The organism is Agrobacterium leguminum, assembly GCF_005144435.2.
Taxonomy (GTDB): domain Bacteria; phylum Pseudomonadota; class Alphaproteobacteria; order Rhizobiales; family Rhizobiaceae; genus Agrobacterium; species Agrobacterium leguminum.
This window is the reverse complement of record NZ_CP120212.1, coordinates 361,175-377,661: the sequence shown is the minus strand read 5'-3', so window position 1 is coordinate 377,661 and position 16,487 is coordinate 361,175. Positions and strand designations below refer to the sequence as shown.

The window sequence follows — 16,487 nt, the reverse complement described above, 5'->3', positions numbered from 1 at the left end:
ATTTAAGCGTGATGAAATTTGCGGCCGATTCAATCGATTAATTCTCCTTGTTCGCATCAGAGGCTCGGACGATAGGCCTGGCGGGCCATGTTCACGAAGGCTTCGACATGCAGGGCGAGGGTGCCGCGTCTGACGATCAGCACACAATCGGACCATGCATCGGCGCTTTCCAGCGGCAAGCCGACAATGCCCCGTGTGGAGCGCACCGTGGTTTCCGGCAGGATGGAAATGCCAGCACCGGCCTCCACGAGCGCGAGGATCGTATTGACGTTGGCGATGCGCATGCCGATTTCCGGCGCACAGCCGGCATCCTCGAAAAGCGAAAGTGCGCTGCTGCTGAGGCCAAGGCCGATCTCGTCAACCGGCAGCAGCAGTTTTTCCCGCACGATATCGTTGACCGAAATCCGGGAGCGTCCGGCGAGTGCGTGACGTTCCGGCAGGGCGACGCAAAGCCTCGAGCGATCGAAGGGCATGGCCCGCAGGGTCTGCGGCAGCGAGGGGAGAGGGGCACGGATGAAGGCGACGTCAGTCTTGCGTGTCGCCACCTGCTCGATCAGCTGTTCCATCGTCATGCCGGGCAGCAGTTCCAGCGTCACATCCCTGTGTTCATCGCCGTAACGGGTGATCAGCGCCGGAAGTTTGCGCTCCGCCATGACACTGGTGCCGTAACCGATGCGCAGCGTGCCGAGCTGGCCGCGCCTGATCTGCTGCGCCTTTTCCAGCGCGCCTTTGGTGCGGGCGAGGATTTCTTCGGCCTCGATGAGCATGGACTGACCGGCCGGGGTGAGTTCGACACCGCGATTGATGCGGTGAAAGAGCTTGTGAAGCCCAGATTTTCCTCCAGTTGGCGGATACGCTGGGTCACGGCGGGCTGGGCGATGCCGAGCTGCAGGGCGGCGGCGCGAAAGTTCCTGGCCCTTGCGGCTTCCACGAATATTGTGAGCTGGCGAATATCCATCGGCGGACAGGTCTTTGTATTGAGGGGCTTGATATGGTATAAGTATAGCTTATCAAAATTGCCCATCTTGCGCATTGTCATCTTGTCGCAGGCGACGTTATACCGCAGCCAGTGTTTCGGTCGTCTTTGCCGCTTATGCGGGATTTTGGCGATGCGAACCGGGGAGGATTTGTTCAAGCACCTTGTCCGCCGTCCATGAGGCCGGCGGTTACCTGCAGTGAATGGGTCAAAATGACAGTCACGACGGAAGTCTTCCCCACCATTGTTCCCCGTTCAGCCGCGCCGCCTCTGGCGCATCTTCGTCTGGCCGCAGTGGCGGCGGACTGTCCGGCTTTGCCGGACATTGAACGATCATCGGGCTTCAGCCTTCTAGGCGGCTCTTCCAAACGGACATTCTTTCATGGGTAATCCAGCAACTTCATTATCGTTCCCGGCCAGATTATGGCTGTTGGTGCTCGGCGCGGTCATCGTTGCCGCAGGCCTGTTCTTTGCCATTGGCGGCGGCCAGCTCGTGGCCCTCGGCGGCAGCCTTTATTTCATCGCGGCGGGTATCGGGCTGATTGTCTCTGGCCTGCTCATCCTGCTGCGCAAGCCTGCCGGTGCGCTTCTCTTCGGCCTTGTCTTCGTTCTCACCGGCGTCTGGGCGGTGTGGGAAGTCGGGCTACACTTCTGGCCGCTCATTTCCCGTCTTCTGGCGATGGGTGTCGGCGCCACGGTCGTTGCGCTCTCCTATCCGCTCTTGCGCCGCGCGGCAGGCAAGGCCCCGGCATATGGCTCTTCTTTCGCCATCGCCGCCATTCTCGCCATCGCTTCCGGTGCCGGTTTTGCCGGCATGTTCGTGCCGCATCCGACCGTCGCCTTCAATGGCGAGGCGGCCGCGCTGACGCCGGTAACCCCGGAAACGGAGCAGAAGAACTGGGAACATTACGGCAATACATCCGGCGGCAGCCGCTTTGTCGCGCTTGACGAGATCACACGGGACAATGTCAAAAACCTTGAAGTCGCATGGACCTATCATACCGGCGACACCCCGATCAGCCCCGGCGCGAATGGTGCGGAAGATCAGGAAACGCCGCTGCAGGTTGGCGACACCGTGTTCCTTTGCACGCCGCACAATAATGTCATCGCCCTCGATGCCGATACCGGCGCTGAGAAGTGGAAGACGGAAATCAACGCGAAATCCTCCGTCTGGATGCGTTGCCGCGGTCTTGCCTATTTCGATGCGAAGGCGCCGCTGAAGCAGCCGACCGCGCCCGGCGCAACACCTGTCACGCCAGCGGTGGTGGCTGAAGGCGCGCTTTGCCAGCGCCGCATTCTGATGAACACCATCAATGCCGAATTGATCGCGCTCGATGCAGACACCGGCGCGTTTTGCCCGGATTTCGGCACCAATGGCCGCGTCGACCTGAAGATCGGCCTCGGAAACGCGCCGGACCCGCAATATGTTCTGACCTCCGCACCAACGCTGGCGGGAACAACCGTCGTTGTCGGCGGCCGTATCGCTGACAATGTGCAGGTGGACATGCCCGGCGGCGTGATGCGCGGTTTCGATGTGGTGACCGGCGCGCTTCGCTGGGCCTTCGACCCCGGCAACCCGGAGATCACCGGACTGCCGCCCGAAGGGCAGACCTACACGCGCTCCACACCCAACGTCTGGGCATCCATGTCCTACGATCCGGAGCTGAACACCGTCTTCATGCCGGTCGGCAGCCCTTCGGTGGATTTGTACGGCGCGACGCGCACGCCGCTCGACCATAAATATGGTGCTTCGATGCTGGCGCTCGATGCCACCACCGGTCGGGAAAAATGGGTCTATCAGACGGTTCATAACGACCTCTGGGATTTCGACGTGCCGATGCAGCCAAGCTTCATCGATTTCCCGAAAGCGGATGGAACGACTGTTCCGGCACTGGTTTTCGGCACCAAGGCGGCGCAGATCTATGTCCTCGACCGGGCGACCGGCCAACCGTTGACCAAGGTGGAAGAGGTTCCCGTCAAGCCTGCCAATATTCCGAACGAGCCCTACGCGCCCACACAGCCGCGCTCGGTCGGCATGCCCGAGATCGGCGCGCAGACTCTGACGGAAGCGGACATGTGGGGTGCTACCCCATTTGACCAGCTTCTTTGCCGTATCGCCTTCAAGGGCATGCGCTACGAAGGGCTTTATACGGCGCCGGGTACGGACCTCTCCCTGTCGTTCCCGGGCTCGCTCGGCGGCATGAACTGGGGCGGTCTCTCGACGGACCCGACGACGAACACCATTTTCGTCAATGACATGCGCCTCGGCCTCTGGATTCAGATGAAGGAAGCCGCGCCCAGCAAGGCGACGGCAAGCGGCGGCGAAAGCGTCAATACCGGCATGGGCCTCGTGCCGATGAAGGGCACGCCCTATGCCGTCGACAAGAACCGTTTCCTTTCGGCTCTCGGCATTCCCTGCCAGGCTCCGCCCTATGGCACGATGACGGCCATCGATATGAATACCCAGAAAATCAAGTGGCAGGTGCCTGTTGGCACCGTTGAAGATACGGGTCCGCTCGGCATCAAGATGGGTCTGCCCATCCCGATCGGTATGCCGACGCTCGGCGGCACGCTTGCCACACAGGGCGGTCTCGTCTTCATTGCCGGCACGCAGGATTATTATCTGCGCGCCTTCGATACGGCGACCGGCAAGGAAGTCTGGAAGGCCCGCCTTCCGGTCGGCAGCCAGGGCGGCCCGATGAGCTACAAGTCTCCGAAGACCGGCAAGCAATATGTGGTCATCTCGGCTGGCGGCGCACGCCAGTCGCCTGATCGCGGCGATTATGTGATCGCCTATGCGCTGCCGGATTGATCTGGACGGTTCATCGTTTTGAAAAGGAGCCCCGGGGCATGATCCCCCGGGGCTTTTTCTTTGCCCTTGACCGGCGGAGCGGCCATTCCGTGCGGAACCTCGCACTCCCCCTTGCGTTAGGAAAACGGGCCTGCCGGCAAATACTCCCCGCCGTTCACCAAGCTTTCACAAGGCGAATTTATGAGCTTGCGCTTGTCCGCCCGTGAACCGATGATGGCGGTATTTCGAAATATGTATATTGTCCGGCGCGCCGGGAAATTTTTAGAGTTGGAAAGGTTTTGTTGTGAAGGAACACTCTCGAAAGATCACGCCGGTTCTTCTGGCCGGCGGTGCTGGTTCGCGGCTTTGGCCGGTATCGCGCGATCAGTTGCCCAAGCAGTTTCAGCCGCTGGTCGGCAATCTTTCGACCTATCAGCAGACGCTGCAGCGGGTGGGCGACAAGGGCCTTTATGCCGAGCCGCTCGTCATCACCAATGAGGATTTCCGTTTCTTCGCCCGCCGTCAGGCCGAAGAGATCGATCTGCCGGCAACCGTGGTGCTGGAGCCCGCCCGCCGCGACAGCGCCGCCGCCATGGCCGCCGCCGCCGTGCTGGCCGAGCGCCGTGAGCCCAGATGCCTGGTGCTGGCGCTTGCCGCCGATCATGTGGTGCTCGATGCCGACAAGTTCTCCGACGCCGTGAAGCTTGGCGCAAAAGCCGCCGATCAGGGCAATATCGTCGTCTTCGGCCTGGTGCCGACCGAACCGCGCACTTCCTACGGTTATATCAAGCCGGGCGAGGCGATCGATGGCGAAAAAGACCTCAGCATCGTCGACGCCTTCGTGGAAAAGCCGGATATGAAGACGGCGATCTCCTATCTGGAAAAGGGTTATCTCTGGAATTCCGGCAACTTCCTGTTCCGCTCCGATGTGATGATCGCCGAACTGAAGGCCTTCGCCCCGGAGATTCTTGCGGCGGTGACGCAGGCGGTCGAGCAATATGAAAGCGACCTCGGTTTCGTGCGCCTGCATCAGGCAAGCTTCGAGGCCTCGCCGAAGAACTCCATCGACTATGCGGTGATCGAGAAGACCAAACGCATGGCGGTGGTGCATGGCCATTTCCGCTGGTCGGATATCGGCAGCTGGGACGCGATCTGGGAAATTGCCGACAAGCGCGGCAACGACAATGCGCTGGAAGGCAACGGCGTCTTCATCGATTCCGAAGGCTGCCTCATCCATTCGACGCAATTGCTGACGACGGTGGTGGGCGCGAAGGACATGGTGGTGGTGGCCACCAAGGATGCGGTCCTGGTGGTGCCGAAAAACCGGGTGCAGGATGTGAAGGGTCTGGTGGAGACGCTGAAGGACGGCGAACACGCACCGCAGACGCAAAGCCACAAGCGCGTCTATCGCCCCTGGGGTTATATCGAACACATGTATGTGGACGAGCGTTACCGGGTTGGCCACATCACGGTCGATCCCGGCCACCGCATCTCGTTCCAGAAACATTATCACCGCTCGGAACACTGGATCGTCGTCAAGGGCACGGCGACGGTGACGATCGGCGAAGAGACGAAGTTGCTGACGGAGAACCAGTCGGTCTATATCCCGATCGGCCAGCCGCACCGGCTTGCCAATGAGGGGCAGATCCCGCTCGAACTGGTCGAAATCCAGACCGGAGCCTATATCGGCGAGGACGATGTCATCCGCATCGAGGACGATTATAAAAGGCAATAGAATTGCCGCCAGCGCTTAAGGTTTGGAGAAGGTGAGGCGGATAGTTGTTCGGCTCGCTTTTTCGGCTCAGGCGATCAGCGCGTTCACGCAATGGGCAAGGGCATGGGAAAGCATCGCCGCCTCCAGCCCCCGACGCCAGAACAGCCATCCGAACAGCAGGCCGGGAATGAAATTGGTGAGCAGGACTGCAAGGATCAGCGCCGTTTGAGGCTGAGCGACAATCGCAAACAGAAACGGCAGATGACCTGAGGCGAAGAGTGCCGCCGCCATAAGAATGGCGGCCCACAAAATCACCGGTCGAATCTGTCCTCTTCCTGTCATGCGCCAGAACGCCCAGGCGAAAAACGACATCAGGCCCCATCGGGTCAATAGCTCTTCCGTGATCCCGCCATAGAGAATCCGGGTCACCAGCGGGACATTAAAAGCGGTCATTTTTGCCACGGCGGCCGCATCCGCGACCGCTGGCAGGATCGCCGATGAATAGGCGATCATCAGCAGGCCGACGGCAATGCCCACCGCCAGCGCGGGCGGCACCTGTGTTCGCAGCACCGCTCGCGGGTTGCCGCCCGTCAGCCAGCTATCGACCAAGGGCGCGCCAAGTCCGAGTTTTGCGGCCAGAGCCTGACCTGTTGCAACCGCCGCAATGGTCAGCATTGCCGGCTGGATGAGGATCAGCAGGCGCATTCCGAATGAAAGTTGCTGTCCCGGTACAAGCTGCTCAAATGTCGCCAATAAAAGCGATGCGACGCCGGCTAGTCCAATGACCAAAAGAATATGCCAGCGCTTCATAGTCTCTTCACCTGTTTTCCTCGCTGCGACGTTTTGTAAGCGACTGGCATTGCGTGTGGATTACGCAGCGCAATCCCCTGTGTCGCAAGCTTGTCCGGCGCATTTTCCAATCGTTCGAAATGCCTCCTGAGGGCGCTGTGAGATTCGTATTTTAGGCGGTTGCCTAATCAAAAATCTTCGCATACGTTCCAACTGCAACGTTTCAGTGAGGGAGGAGACTCATGCGAATGCGTGTTATTTCTGCGGCCTTTTTGGCCAGCGTCATGATTCCGGCGGGTATCGCCGGGGCCACCGATCTTGAGGTGACCCATTGGTGGACATCGGGCGGCGAAGCCGCCGCGGTGGCTGAATTGGCCAAGGCTTTCGACGCAACCGGTAACAAATGGGTGGATGGCGCGATTGCCGGTTCGGGTGGTACGGCCCGTCCGATCATGATCAGCCGCATCACCGGTGGCGACCCGATGGGCGCGACCCAGTTCAACCACGGTCGTCAGGCGGAAGAGCTTGTTCAGGCAGGCCTGATGCGCGACCTGTCCGATGTTGCCGCAAAGGGCAACTGGAAGGACGTCATCAAGCCGGCAAGCCTGCTCGACAGCTGCACTATCGACGGCAAGATTTACTGCGCGCCGGTAAACATCCATTCCTGGCAATGGCTGTGGCTTTCCAATGAAGCCTTCAAGAAGGCGGGCGTCGAAGTTCCGAAGAACTGGACGGAATTCGTTGCCGCCGCGCCGGCGCTGAAAAAGGCTGGCATCCAGCCGCTCGCGCTCGGTGGGCAGGCATGGCAGGCCAACGGCCTGTTCGACACGCTGACGCTTTCGATCGGCGGCAAGGACCTTTATCAGAAAGTCTATGGCGACAAGGATGCCGAAGCGGCAGCCGGACCCGAGATGGCGAAGATTTTCACGGCTGCCGTCGAGGCGCGCGATATGGCCAAGGGCACCAATGTTCAGGACTGGAACCAGGCCACCAACATGGTCATCACCGGCAAGGCTGGCGGGCAGATCATGGGTGACTGGGCGCAGGGTGAGTTCCAGCTTGCAAACCAGAAGGCCGGCACGGATTACACCTGCCTGCCGGGTCTCGGCCTCAACGACTACATCACCACCGGCGGCGACGCTTTCTATTTCCCGCTCCTGAAGGATGAGGCGAAATCCAAGGCGCAGGATGTGCTGGCCGAAACCATCGTCGATCCGAAAACCCAGGTTGCTTTCAACCTCAAGAAGGGTTCGTTGCCGATCCGTGGCGACGTCGATCTCAACGCCGCCAATGACTGCATGAAGAAGGGTCTCGAAATTCTGGCCAAGGGCAATGCGCTGACCAGCACCGACCAGCTGATTTCTGCCGATACGCAGAAACAGAAGGAAGACCTGATGGCGGAATTCTTCGCGGGCTCGATGTCGGCGGAAGACGGGCAGAAGCGCTTCGCGGACATTATCGGTTCGGCGGACTGAGTGTGATCTCTCCGGGTGGGAAAGCGGTTCGCCGCTTTCCTTTCCAGCGTCCTGCCTGTGCAACAATCATCAGCACGGGCAGGGGTTTCATGCGGTGAGGCTTTTGCCTGACCGTTGACTGTAACGTTACAGGAGGAGGTAACATGGCAGGTCAAGCGCGCTCGGGGCGCCCCAACCAGCTTTTCCGCAATCTCAATTCCAAGATTGCCTCCATTCCCATGATACTGACCGCCATGGTGATCTTCCTCGGCGGAACGATCTGGACCGTGGTTTATTCCTTCACCAATTCAAAGCTTCTGCCGCGCGCGAGCTTCATCGGTTTCGATCAATATGAGCGTTTGTGGGCAGCACCACGCTGGATCGTGTCCATCCAGAATCTGGCGATCTACGGCATTTTGTCGCTGATCTTCAGCCTCGTCATAGGCTTCGTGCTGGCGGCGCTGATGGATCAAAAAATCCGTTTCGAAAACACCTTCCGCACCATTTTCCTCTATCCTTTCGCCCTGTCCTTCATTGTCACAGGCCTCGTCTGGCAATGGCTGCTGAACCCGGAATTCGGCATCCAGTCCGTGGTTCGCTCGATGGGCTGGGAGAGCTTTACCTTCGATCCGCTCTATAATTCCCAGATCGTCATTTATGGCATTCTGATCGCGGCGCTCTGGCAGGGCACGGGGCTCGTCATGTGCCTGATGCTGGCCGGTCTTCGCGGTATCGATGAGGACATCTGGAAGGCGACGCGTGTCGACGGCATTCCGATGTGGAAGACTTATATTCTCATCATCATTCCCATGATGCGGCCGGTCTTCATCACCACGCTGGTCATCATCGCCAGCGGCATCGTCAAGGTTTACGATCTGGTGGTGGCGCAAACGAGCGGCGGGCCGGGTATCGCGTCCGAAGTACCGGCGAAATATGTCTATGACTATATGTTTCAGGCGCAGAATCTGGGGCAGGGTTTCGCGGCCTCGACCATGATGCTTCTGACGGTTGCGATCATCATCATTCCATGGGCCTACCTCGAATTCGGAGGCAAGAAGCGTGGCTAATATCAGCACATTAAACACGGTCGTGGCCGCCACCGATGCGGTTGCCAAAGACCTTTCCGGCCCGCGCGGCAGAAAGCCGAGGAAAACCTTTTCGCGCCGCAACATCATTCTTTACGGCACGCTGTTCGTTGCTGCCGCCTATTACCTGCTGCCGCTTTACGTAATGGTCGTCACCTCGCTGAAGGGCATGCCGGAAATCCGGCTTGGCAACATTTTTGCACCGCCGGTGGAAATCACTTTCGAACCCTGGGTGAAGGCCTGGGCCAATGCCTGCACGGGCTTGAACTGCGACGGGCTTTCACGCGGCTTCTGGAATTCGGTGCGCATCCTCGTGCCTTCGGTGGTGATCTCGATCGTCGTCGCTTCCGTCAGCGGCTACGCCATGGCGAACTGGAAGTTCAAGGGATCGGAGCTGTTCTTCTCGATCCTCATCATCGGGGCTTTCATTCCCTATCAGGTGATGATCTATCCGATCGTCATCGTGCTGCGCGAAATGGGCGTTTATGGCACGCTGACCGGCCTCGTCATCGTGCACACCATCTTCGGCATGCCGATCCTGACGCTGCTGTTCCGCAATTATTTCGCCTCGCTGCCGGAGGAACTTTTCAAGGCGGCGCGCATCGATGGCGCCAATTTCTGGCAGATCTATTTCCGCATCATGCTGCCCATGTCGCTGCCGATCTTCGTTGTCGCGATGATCCTGCAGGTGACCGGCATCTGGAACGACTTCCTGTTCGGCGTGGTGTTCACGCGGCCGGAATATTACCCGATGACGGTGCAGCTCAATAATATCGTCAACTCCGTGCAGGGCGTGAAGGAATATAACGTCAACATGGCCGCCACGCTTCTGACCGGGGCCGTGCCGCTGATCGTTTATTTCGTCTCCGGCAGGCTTTTCGTCCGCGGCATTGCTGCTGGCGCAGTAAAAGGTTGAGCTATATGAACAAAAGCGTTTCCATTCGCGATCTTTCCCTGTCCTTCGGCGCCGTTACCGTGCTGAAAGACCTCAATCTCGATATTTACGACGGCGAATTCCTCGTGCTGCTCGGCTCTTCCGGCTGCGGCAAGTCGACCCTTCTCAATTGCATTGCCGGCCTTCTGGAGCCGACCGACGGACAAATCTTCATCAAGGACCGCAACGTCACCTGGGAAGAGCCGAAGGATCGCGGCATTGGCATGGTGTTCCAGTCCTATGCGCTTTATCCGCAGATGACGGTGGAGAAAAACCTGTCCTTCGGCCTTCAGGTCGCCAAGGTGCCGAAGGAGGAGATCGACCGCCGTGTCAAAAGGGCGGCCGGCATACTCCAGATCGAGCCGCTGCTGAAACGCAAGCCCGCCGAGCTTTCCGGCGGCCAGCGTCAGCGCGTGGCCATCGGCCGGGCGCTGGTGCGGGATGTGGATGTTTTCCTGTTCGACGAGCCGCTCTCCAACCTCGATGCCAAGCTGCGCTCGGAACTGCGCGTCGAAATCAAGCGGCTGCACCAGTCGCTGAAGAACACCATGATCTATGTGACGCATGACCAGATCGAGGCGCTGACGCTGGCGGATCGCATCGCCATCATGAAAAGCGGCGTCATCCAGCAGCTCGCCGATCCTGTCACTATCTACAACAAGCCGCGAAACCTCTTCGTTGCCGGTTTCATCGGCTCGCCGTCGATGAATTTCCTGCGCGGCGAGTTGATCGAAAAGGACGGCAAGGTGGTCTTCACCACCAATGGCGTGACTTTCGCGCTGGACGGTTATCATCCGGAAACGACGCTCGCCGCCGGCCGTGCCGTGGTTCTGGGTGTCCGCCCCGAACATGTGCGCGTCGATGCCGATATCGTTGGCGGCGAAGTGCATGAGGCGGTGGTCGATATCGAAGAACCGATGGGTGCGGACAATCTGATCTGGCTGAAACATGCCGGGTATACCATGTCCGTGCGTGTCGGCGGTCACAGGCGGTTTTCACCCGGCACCAAGGTGCGCCTCGGTCTCGACATGACGATGGCCTCACTGTTCGACGCGCAAAGCGAGGACCGGCTCTAGAACAGCTTCGATTTACCCCCACACACAATCCCAAGACCCAGATCTCTATGGAGGAGACAATGACAGAACTCGGTTTCCAGCTTTACAGCGCCCGTAATTTCCAGCCTTTTTCCAATATTCTGAAGAAGCTTTCGGCGGCGGGTTATAAACATGTCGAAGGTTATGGCGCGATGTACGCTTCGCTGGATGACGCCGGTTTGAAAGGCCTGCGCGCCGAACTCGACGCCAATGGCCTTGCCATGCCGACCGGTCATTTCGGCCTTGATCTTCTGGAAGGCGATCCGAAAAAGGCGCTCAATATTGCCAGGGTTCTGGGCGTGGAGGCGATCTATTGCCCTTATCTGATGCCTGACCAGCGCCCTACAGATGCCGCAGGCTGGTTTGCTTTCGGCAAGCGCCTGCAGGAAGCCGGAAAGCCCTTCGTGGATGCAGGGCTGACCTTCGGCTGGCATAACCATGATTTCGAGTTCAAGACGCTTGGCGATGGCTCCACACCGCAGGAGCAGATATTTGCCGGTGGGCCGGATTTGAAATGGGAGGCGGATATCGCCTGGATTATCAGAGGTAATGCCGATCCGCTTGCATGGATCGAAAGCTATGGCAAACGCATTACTGCGGTACATGTGAAGGATATCGCACCAGCAGGCGAGAATGCGGATGAGGATGGCTGGGCCGATGTCGGCCACGGTACAGTTGACTGGAAGGGCCTCGTCGCGGCGCTGAAGGCGAAATCCGCCACGAAACATTTTGTGGTTGAGCACGACAACCCGAAGGATATCGACCGGCTGATAACCCGCTCGATCGCATCTTTCAAAACCTACTAAGTTTCAATTTCGGAGTTTGCATCATGGCCAGGGATCTTGGCGTCGGCATCATCGGATGCGGCAATATCTCGTCTGCTTATTTCTCGCTGGCACCGCTCTTCAAGGGCATCAAGGTGCTTGCCTGCGCCGACCTCAACCGCAATGCGGCGGAGCTGAGGGCGGAAGAATTCGGTGTTGTCGCGCAGTCCATCGAGGAACTGCTCGCCAACAAGGATATCGATGTGGTGGTGAACCTCACCATTCCCGCCGCGCATTTTCCGGTGTCGAAAGCCGCCCTTGAGGCGGGCAAGCACGTCTATTCGGAAAAGCCGCTGGTGCTTTCGCTGGAGGAAGGCGAGGAGCTGCGGCGCATCGCCCGGGAGAAGAACCTCTCCGTCGGCTGCGCGCCGGATACCTTCCTTGGCGGCGCGCATCAGCTTGCCCGGCAATATATCGATGACGGCAAGGTCGGGCGCATCACTTCCGGCACCTGCCATGTGATGAGCCCCGGCATGGAAATGTGGCACCCGAACCCGGGCTTCTTCTTCCTGAAGGGCGGCGGGCCGATCCTCGATCTCGGCCCCTATTACGTCGCCAATCTCATCAACCTCATCGGTCCGGTGAAGCGCGTCGGCGCGCTGACAACCATGGCCAATCCGACCCGTACGGTGACCAGCCAGCCGCTGAACGGCGAAATCATCCCAGTTGAAACACCGACCAATATTCATGCCCTTCTGGAATTCGTGAACGGTGCGACGATCACGCTTTCGGCAAGCTGGGATGTCTGGTCGCATCGCCACGCCAATATGGAGCTCTATGGCACGGAAGGCTCGATCTACGTGCCGGACCCGAACTTCTTCGGCGGTGTGGTGGAAGCGAGCGGGCGGGACAAGAACATCCAGCCGCTGGAAGACTGGGCGCATCCTTTCGGCATCGCCAATCAGGAAAGCCCCAATGGCCCGCGCGCCAATTACCGCACGGCGGGCCTTGCCGATATGGCTATTGCGATTTTGGAGGGGCGTGATGCCCGCTGCTCACTTGACCGCTCATTGCACGGCATCGATGTGATGACCTCGATCCTCAAATCCGGGGAGGAGGGCCGTTTCATCGAAATGACGACGACCTGCACCCAGCCGGCAGCACTCGGTATCGAGGAGGCGCAGGCGCTGCTGCGCTGAGCCCAAAGCCAACGAAAAAAGGCCCGGCGCACTGCCAGTTCGCCGGGCCTTTTCCGCTCAGCCATTTAGTGGCGAGCGTCGCGTGTTCATCAGATTTTCATAGGCCGACAAAAAGACCCAGCCAGCGCGCAACGGTCCTGACCATCCAGATCAGGAACACGAACGAAGCTATGCCGGTGGCGGTGACGAGCGCTGCAGAAGCGACGAGGAGGCCGGTTGTGAGATTGCGCCTGAACCGGTGACGTTTCGGCTCGAGTGCTCTATCCATGGCGTATGGCGGTGATCAGCCCGCGAATGGTGAGCGTGACATAAAGCATGCCCGCCATCGCCATCAGCAGGCCGGTGCCGAGAGAGCTGAGGTTGCTCAGCGAAAACAGAAATGTATCAGCCGCCACCATTGGCAAGACCCTTCAAAAACAGCAGATTTTGCATCGTTCTAAATCGTGCCGGTTTCCCGCATATGTCCCGATTGTTTCGTCTTGTTGCTGCCGCGGGGCATTTTCGTGATGGCGCGGCTTTGCGCGATTTCCGCAAGGCCCTTCACAAGCCCGTCGGTTTGGTTTAAAGCCGCTCCCCGTAATCCGGTCGCAGCCCACCCGGTCAAAACAAGGGATCCCAAATTATGAAAACCATCGTCATCTGCTCCGGCGGATTGGACTCCGTTTCGCTTGCGCATAAAATCGCGGCGGAACACGAACTTCTCGCTCTCGTCTCCTTCGATTATGGCCAGCGCCACAGGAAGGAGCTGGAATACGCGGCCGATTGCGCAAGGCGTCTCGGCGTGCCGCATCATGTCATCGATATCAGAACCATCGGCGCCCATCTCACCGGTTCGGCGCTAACCGATGACGTGGAGGTGCCGGACGGGCATTATGCGGAAGAGACCATGCGCTCCACCGTGGTGCCGAACCGCAACGCCATCATGCTCACCATCGCATTCGGGCTGGCCGCCGCGCAGCAGGCGGATGCGGTGGCGATTGCCGTGCATGGCGGCGATCACTTCATTTATCCCGATTGCCGGCCGGGCTTTATCGACAGTTTCAACGCCATGCAGGCGCATGCGCTGGAAGGTTATGCCGACGTCAAGCTCTTTGCCCCCTATGTCACCGTTTCCAAGGCGGCGATCGTGACCGATGGTGCGAAATACGGCACGCCCTTTGGCGAAACATGGTCCTGTTACAAGGGCGGCTTGCGCCACTGCGGCCGCTGCGGCACCTGCGTGGAACGGCGCGAGGCCTTTCATCTGGCCGGTGTCACCGATCCGACCGACTATGAGGACCCGGATTTCTGGGTGGCGGCCACCCATGCCTATGCGGCGCAGGAGGTGCGCTGATGTTCCGCATCACCAAGGAATTTCACTTCTCCGCCTCGCACCAGTTGAAAAGCCTGCCGTCGGATCACCAGTGCAATCGCCTCCACGGGCATAATTACATCGTCGAGATCGAGCTTGCGGGCGAAGCGTTGAACGAGCATGGTTTCGTGCGCGACTATCACGAGCTTGCACCGCTGAAGCGTTATATCGACGATCATTTCGACCATCGCCACCTGAACGACGTTCTCGGCCATGACCGGGTGACGGCGGAATGCCTGGCGAAGCATTTTTATGACTGGTGCAAGGGCCGCCTGCCGGAAACCAGCGCCGTGCGCGTCAGCGAAACCGCCAAGACCTGGGCGGAATACCGGCCATGACGGCGGCTGCACACAAGATTGCAGCGAAGGAAACCACGATCCGCATCAGCGAAATCTTCGGACCGACCATTCAGGGCGAAGGCGTGTTGATCGGTCTGCCGACAGTCTTCGTGCGTACCGGCGGCTGCGATTACCGCTGCTCCTGGTGCGATACGCTGCATGCCGTTGACAGCGAGTACCGCGACACGTGGAAACCGATGCCGGTCGAGGTGATCTGGCAGGAGGTGCGACGGCTTTCCGGCGGCGTGCCGCTGACGGTCTCGCTCTCAGGCGGCAATCCGGCCATTCAACCGTTCGCGGCCTTGATCGCGAAGGGGCAGGGCGAGGGGTATCGTTTCGCGCTGGAAACGCAGGGCAGCATCGCCAAAGACTGGTTTGCTGCTCTCGACCATCTGGTGCTGAGCCCCAAGCCGCCATCGAGCGGCATGGAAACGGACTGGCAGGCCTTCGAAGACTGTCTTGCCGCCGCCGGCGATGGACCGCAGGTGGCGCTGAAGATCGTGGTGTTCGACGATGCGGATTATGCCTATGCCAAGGCGGCATCCGCGCGTTTCCCGCATCTGCCGGTCTATCTCCAGCCCGGCAACCACACCCCGCCGCCGCCCGATGACGACGATGCACGTGTGGATATCGATGGGGTGATGGACCGGATGTTGTGGCTGGTGGGCAAGGTCAGCGAAGATCGCTGGTTTTCCGCCCGGGTGCTGCCGCAGCTTCATGTGCTGTTGTGGGGGAATAAGCGCGGGGTTTGAGGCAGTTATAAGCTCCCTCCGTCATGCCGGACTTGATCCGGCATCCAGCCACGGCGCGTCTGAGCCGTGAAAAGAGTCTATTGCGATCAAAGACTTGATCGCGCTGGACCCCGGATCAAGTCCGGGGTGACGGAGAGCGAGGAGCCCTTTGCAGCAATCCATGCGGCGGCTTGTGCCGCCGCACTTTCGCAAATCAGGCCGAAACGGCCAGCTCGCGCCTCTCCCGATCCGCGATGATCGACAGATCGAGCACCTTCTGCAGATTGGCCGCATGACGGAAATCCGGATCGGCGGGGCCGCCTTCCATGACGGCCCTGGCGAATTTTTCGTAATTCGTTGCCACGGGGTCGACATCGATTGTCTTCCAGATCGCCTTTTCCACATCCTCGCCGATGCAGGCGCGCAGGCTGGAATAATCCGGCGTGTGGATCACTTCCAATGCGCCCTTGTCGCCATGGATGCGCAGGCGAAGTTCGTTCAGATGCCCCGTCGCCCAGCGGCTGGCGTGGATGACGCCCATGGCGCCGTTTTCCAGTTCGGCGGTCATCGTGAAGCTGTCATTGGCATCGAGGTCGTAGACGCCGATCTTGTTGCCTTCATATTTGTCGAAGGTCTTCAGCCGCGTGAAGATGCGCTCCACATCGCTGCCCGCGCCATAGGAAGCGAAGTCGAGAATGTGGATGCCGACATCGCCCAGCACACCGTTCGAGCCATGCTTGGTGGAAAGCCGCCACAGCCACTTGCTCTCCGTCATCCAGTCGCCCCAGGCTTTGGAAACGAGCCAGCTCTGGAGATAGGAGGCTTCGAGATGTCGCACCTTGCCGATCTTGCCGGCTAGCACCATCTCGCGCGCCGCCTGCAAGGGTGCGACGTTGCGATAGGTGAGGTTGACCATGGCGACGAGGCCGGCCTTTTCGGCGGCATCGGCCATTTCGGCGGCCTTGGCGTAGTTTTCCGCCAGCGGCTTTTCGCAGAAGACATGTTTGCCGGCCGCCAGAAGCTTCAGGCTGGTGGGATGGTGGATCGCGTCCGGCGTGACATTTGCCGCCGCGTCGAATTCACCCCAAGCAATCGCATCATCCAGCGAGGTGAAGGAGAGCGGAATGCTGTGGCGCAGCGCAAAGCCCCGCACCACCACATCGTCCACATCCACCGCTGCGACGAGTTCGACGCCGGGGATTTCAGAGAAATATGTGGCATGGTTGTTGGCCATGCCGCCGGTTCCGAGAATGAGAAGTCTCATGGC

Annotated in this window: 15 protein-coding genes and 1 pseudogene; 11 read left to right on the top strand and 5 right to left on the bottom strand. The window is 59.7% G+C overall.

The genetic code is table 11. The annotated features are described in order from the left end of the window. Positions 1-56 precede the first annotated feature (56 nt). Positions 57-1,033: pseudogene (locus tag CFBP4996_RS16260) on the bottom strand (LysR family transcriptional regulator). 325 nt (positions 1,034-1,358) lie between these two features. Here CFBP4996_RS16260 and CFBP4996_RS16255 point away from each other — a divergent pair. Beyond that, entirely contained in the window at positions 1,359-3,788 is a 2,430-nt protein-coding gene (locus CFBP4996_RS16255) for a glucose/quinate/shikimate family membrane-bound PQQ-dependent dehydrogenase (RefSeq protein WP_080854540.1), read from the top strand. Between the two features lie 283 nt (positions 3,789-4,071). After that, positions 4,072-5,502, top strand: a complete 1,431-nt coding sequence (locus tag CFBP4996_RS16250; RefSeq protein WP_080854541.1) for a mannose-1-phosphate guanylyltransferase/mannose-6-phosphate isomerase — start codon at positions 4,072-4,074, stop codon at positions 5,500-5,502. A gap of 66 nt (positions 5,503-5,568) precedes the next feature. On the opposite strand, the gene CFBP4996_RS16245 is transcribed toward CFBP4996_RS16250, so the two are convergent. After that, on the bottom strand, positions 5,569-6,291 hold the full coding sequence (locus tag CFBP4996_RS16245) for a CPBP family intramembrane glutamic endopeptidase (RefSeq protein ID WP_080854542.1): 723 nt from the start codon (positions 6,289-6,291) through the stop codon (positions 5,569-5,571). Between the two features lie 221 nt (positions 6,292-6,512). On the opposite strand from CFBP4996_RS16245, the gene CFBP4996_RS16240 reads away from it, so the two are divergent. The 6 genes from CFBP4996_RS16240 to CFBP4996_RS16215 all read left to right on the top strand — a co-directional run bounded on the left by CFBP4996_RS16240 (position 6,513) and on the right by CFBP4996_RS16215 (position 12,800). Next, positions 6,513-7,745 (top strand): ABC transporter substrate-binding protein, encoded by a 1,233-nt coding sequence (locus CFBP4996_RS16240; protein WP_080854543.1) that lies wholly within the window; start codon positions 6,513-6,515, stop codon positions 7,743-7,745. Positions 7,746-7,888: 143 nt separating this feature from the next. Continuing rightward, entirely contained in the window at positions 7,889-8,791 is a 903-nt protein-coding gene (locus CFBP4996_RS16235) for a carbohydrate ABC transporter permease (protein WP_080854544.1), read from the top strand. After that, entirely contained in the window at positions 8,784-9,725 is a 942-nt protein-coding gene (locus tag CFBP4996_RS16230) for a carbohydrate ABC transporter permease (RefSeq protein ID WP_003525110.1), read from the top strand. Before CFBP4996_RS16235 ends, CFBP4996_RS16230 begins: the two co-directional genes overlap by 8 nt. 5 nt (positions 9,726-9,730) lie before the next feature. Continuing rightward, on the top strand, positions 9,731-10,819 hold the full coding sequence (locus CFBP4996_RS16225) for an ABC transporter ATP-binding protein (RefSeq protein ID WP_080854898.1): 1,089 nt from the start codon (positions 9,731-9,733) through the stop codon (positions 10,817-10,819). 59 nt (positions 10,820-10,878) lie between these two features. Next, positions 10,879-11,643 (top strand): sugar phosphate isomerase/epimerase family protein, encoded by a 765-nt coding sequence (locus CFBP4996_RS16220; protein ID WP_080854545.1) that lies wholly within the window; start codon positions 10,879-10,881, stop codon positions 11,641-11,643. 23 nt (positions 11,644-11,666) lie between these two features. Further along, the gene (locus CFBP4996_RS16215) at positions 11,667-12,800 is read left to right on the top strand and encodes a Gfo/Idh/MocA family protein (protein ID WP_080854546.1); all 1,134 of its coding nucleotides are present in this window, start codon (positions 11,667-11,669) and stop codon (positions 12,798-12,800) included. A gap of 97 nt (positions 12,801-12,897) precedes the next feature. On the opposite strand, the gene CFBP4996_RS16210 is transcribed toward CFBP4996_RS16215, so the two are convergent. Continuing rightward, on the bottom strand, positions 12,898-13,068 hold the full coding sequence (locus CFBP4996_RS16210; RefSeq protein WP_020811473.1) for a hypothetical protein: 171 nt from the start codon (positions 13,066-13,068) through the stop codon (positions 12,898-12,900). Next, positions 13,061-13,198, bottom strand: a complete 138-nt coding sequence (locus CFBP4996_RS16205) for a hypothetical protein (protein WP_162934174.1) — start codon at positions 13,196-13,198, stop codon at positions 13,061-13,063. Before CFBP4996_RS16205 ends, CFBP4996_RS16210 begins: the two co-directional genes overlap by 8 nt. 224 nt (positions 13,199-13,422) lie before the next feature. Between CFBP4996_RS16205 and queC the strand changes: the two genes are divergently transcribed. From queC to queE, 3 genes are read left to right on the top strand one after another with little or no spacing between them, the layout of a single operon-like run. Then, positions 13,423-14,133 carry a 7-cyano-7-deazaguanine synthase QueC gene (queC, locus tag CFBP4996_RS16200; RefSeq protein ID WP_080854547.1) on the top strand — a complete coding sequence of 237 codons (711 nt, stop codon included), beginning with the start codon at positions 13,423-13,425 and terminating at the stop codon, positions 14,131-14,133. Continuing rightward, complete coding sequence (queD, locus tag CFBP4996_RS16195) at positions 14,133-14,489, top strand: 6-carboxytetrahydropterin synthase QueD (protein ID WP_080854548.1); 357 nt, start codon at positions 14,133-14,135, stop codon at positions 14,487-14,489. The genes queC and queD overlap by 1 nt, the downstream gene beginning before the upstream one ends. Then, on the top strand, positions 14,486-15,241 hold the full coding sequence (gene queE, locus CFBP4996_RS16190) for a 7-carboxy-7-deazaguanine synthase QueE (RefSeq protein ID WP_080854549.1): 756 nt from the start codon (positions 14,486-14,488) through the stop codon (positions 15,239-15,241). The genes queD and queE overlap by 4 nt, the downstream gene beginning before the upstream one ends. 193 nt (positions 15,242-15,434) lie before the next feature. Here the strand turns inward: queE and CFBP4996_RS16185 are convergent, their stop codons facing one another. Further along, the gene (locus CFBP4996_RS16185; RefSeq protein ID WP_080854550.1) at positions 15,435-16,484 is read right to left on the bottom strand and encodes a Gfo/Idh/MocA family protein; all 1,050 of its coding nucleotides are present in this window, start codon (positions 16,482-16,484) and stop codon (positions 15,435-15,437) included. Between the last annotated feature and the right edge of the window lie 3 nt (positions 16,485-16,487).

Excerpts from the sequence above, each read along its gene's own strand:
- CFBP4996_RS16255 (WP_080854540.1), top strand. The coding sequence starts at position 1,359 with ATGGGTAATCCAGCAACTTCATTATCGTTCCCGGCCAGATTATGGCTG.
- CFBP4996_RS16245 (WP_080854542.1), bottom strand. The coding sequence starts at position 6,291 with ATGAAGCGCTGGCATATTCTTTTGGTCATTGGACTAGCCGGCGTCGCA.
- CFBP4996_RS16240 (WP_080854543.1), top strand. The coding sequence starts at position 6,513 with ATGCGAATGCGTGTTATTTCTGCGGCCTTTTTGGCCAGCGTCATGATT.
- CFBP4996_RS16235 (WP_080854544.1), top strand. The coding sequence starts at position 7,889 with ATGGCAGGTCAAGCGCGCTCGGGGCGCCCCAACCAGCTTTTCCGCAAT.
- CFBP4996_RS16225 (WP_080854898.1), top strand. The coding sequence starts at position 9,731 with ATGAACAAAAGCGTTTCCATTCGCGATCTTTCCCTGTCCTTCGGCGCC.
- CFBP4996_RS16220 (WP_080854545.1), top strand. The coding sequence starts at position 10,879 with ATGACAGAACTCGGTTTCCAGCTTTACAGCGCCCGTAATTTCCAGCCT.
- CFBP4996_RS16215 (WP_080854546.1), top strand. The coding sequence starts at position 11,667 with ATGGCCAGGGATCTTGGCGTCGGCATCATCGGATGCGGCAATATCTCG.
- CFBP4996_RS16210 (WP_020811473.1), bottom strand. The coding sequence starts at position 13,068 with ATGGATAGAGCACTCGAGCCGAAACGTCACCGGTTCAGGCGCAATCTC.
- CFBP4996_RS16205 (WP_162934174.1), bottom strand. The coding sequence starts at position 13,198 with ATGGTGGCGGCTGATACATTTCTGTTTTCGCTGAGCAACCTCAGCTCT.
- queC (WP_080854547.1), top strand. The coding sequence starts at position 13,423 with ATGAAAACCATCGTCATCTGCTCCGGCGGATTGGACTCCGTTTCGCTT.
- queD (WP_080854548.1), top strand. The coding sequence starts at position 14,133 with ATGTTCCGCATCACCAAGGAATTTCACTTCTCCGCCTCGCACCAGTTG.
- queE (WP_080854549.1), top strand. The coding sequence starts at position 14,486 with ATGACGGCGGCTGCACACAAGATTGCAGCGAAGGAAACCACGATCCGC.
- CFBP4996_RS16185 (WP_080854550.1), bottom strand. The coding sequence starts at position 16,484 with ATGAGACTTCTCATTCTCGGAACCGGCGGCATGGCCAACAACCATGCC.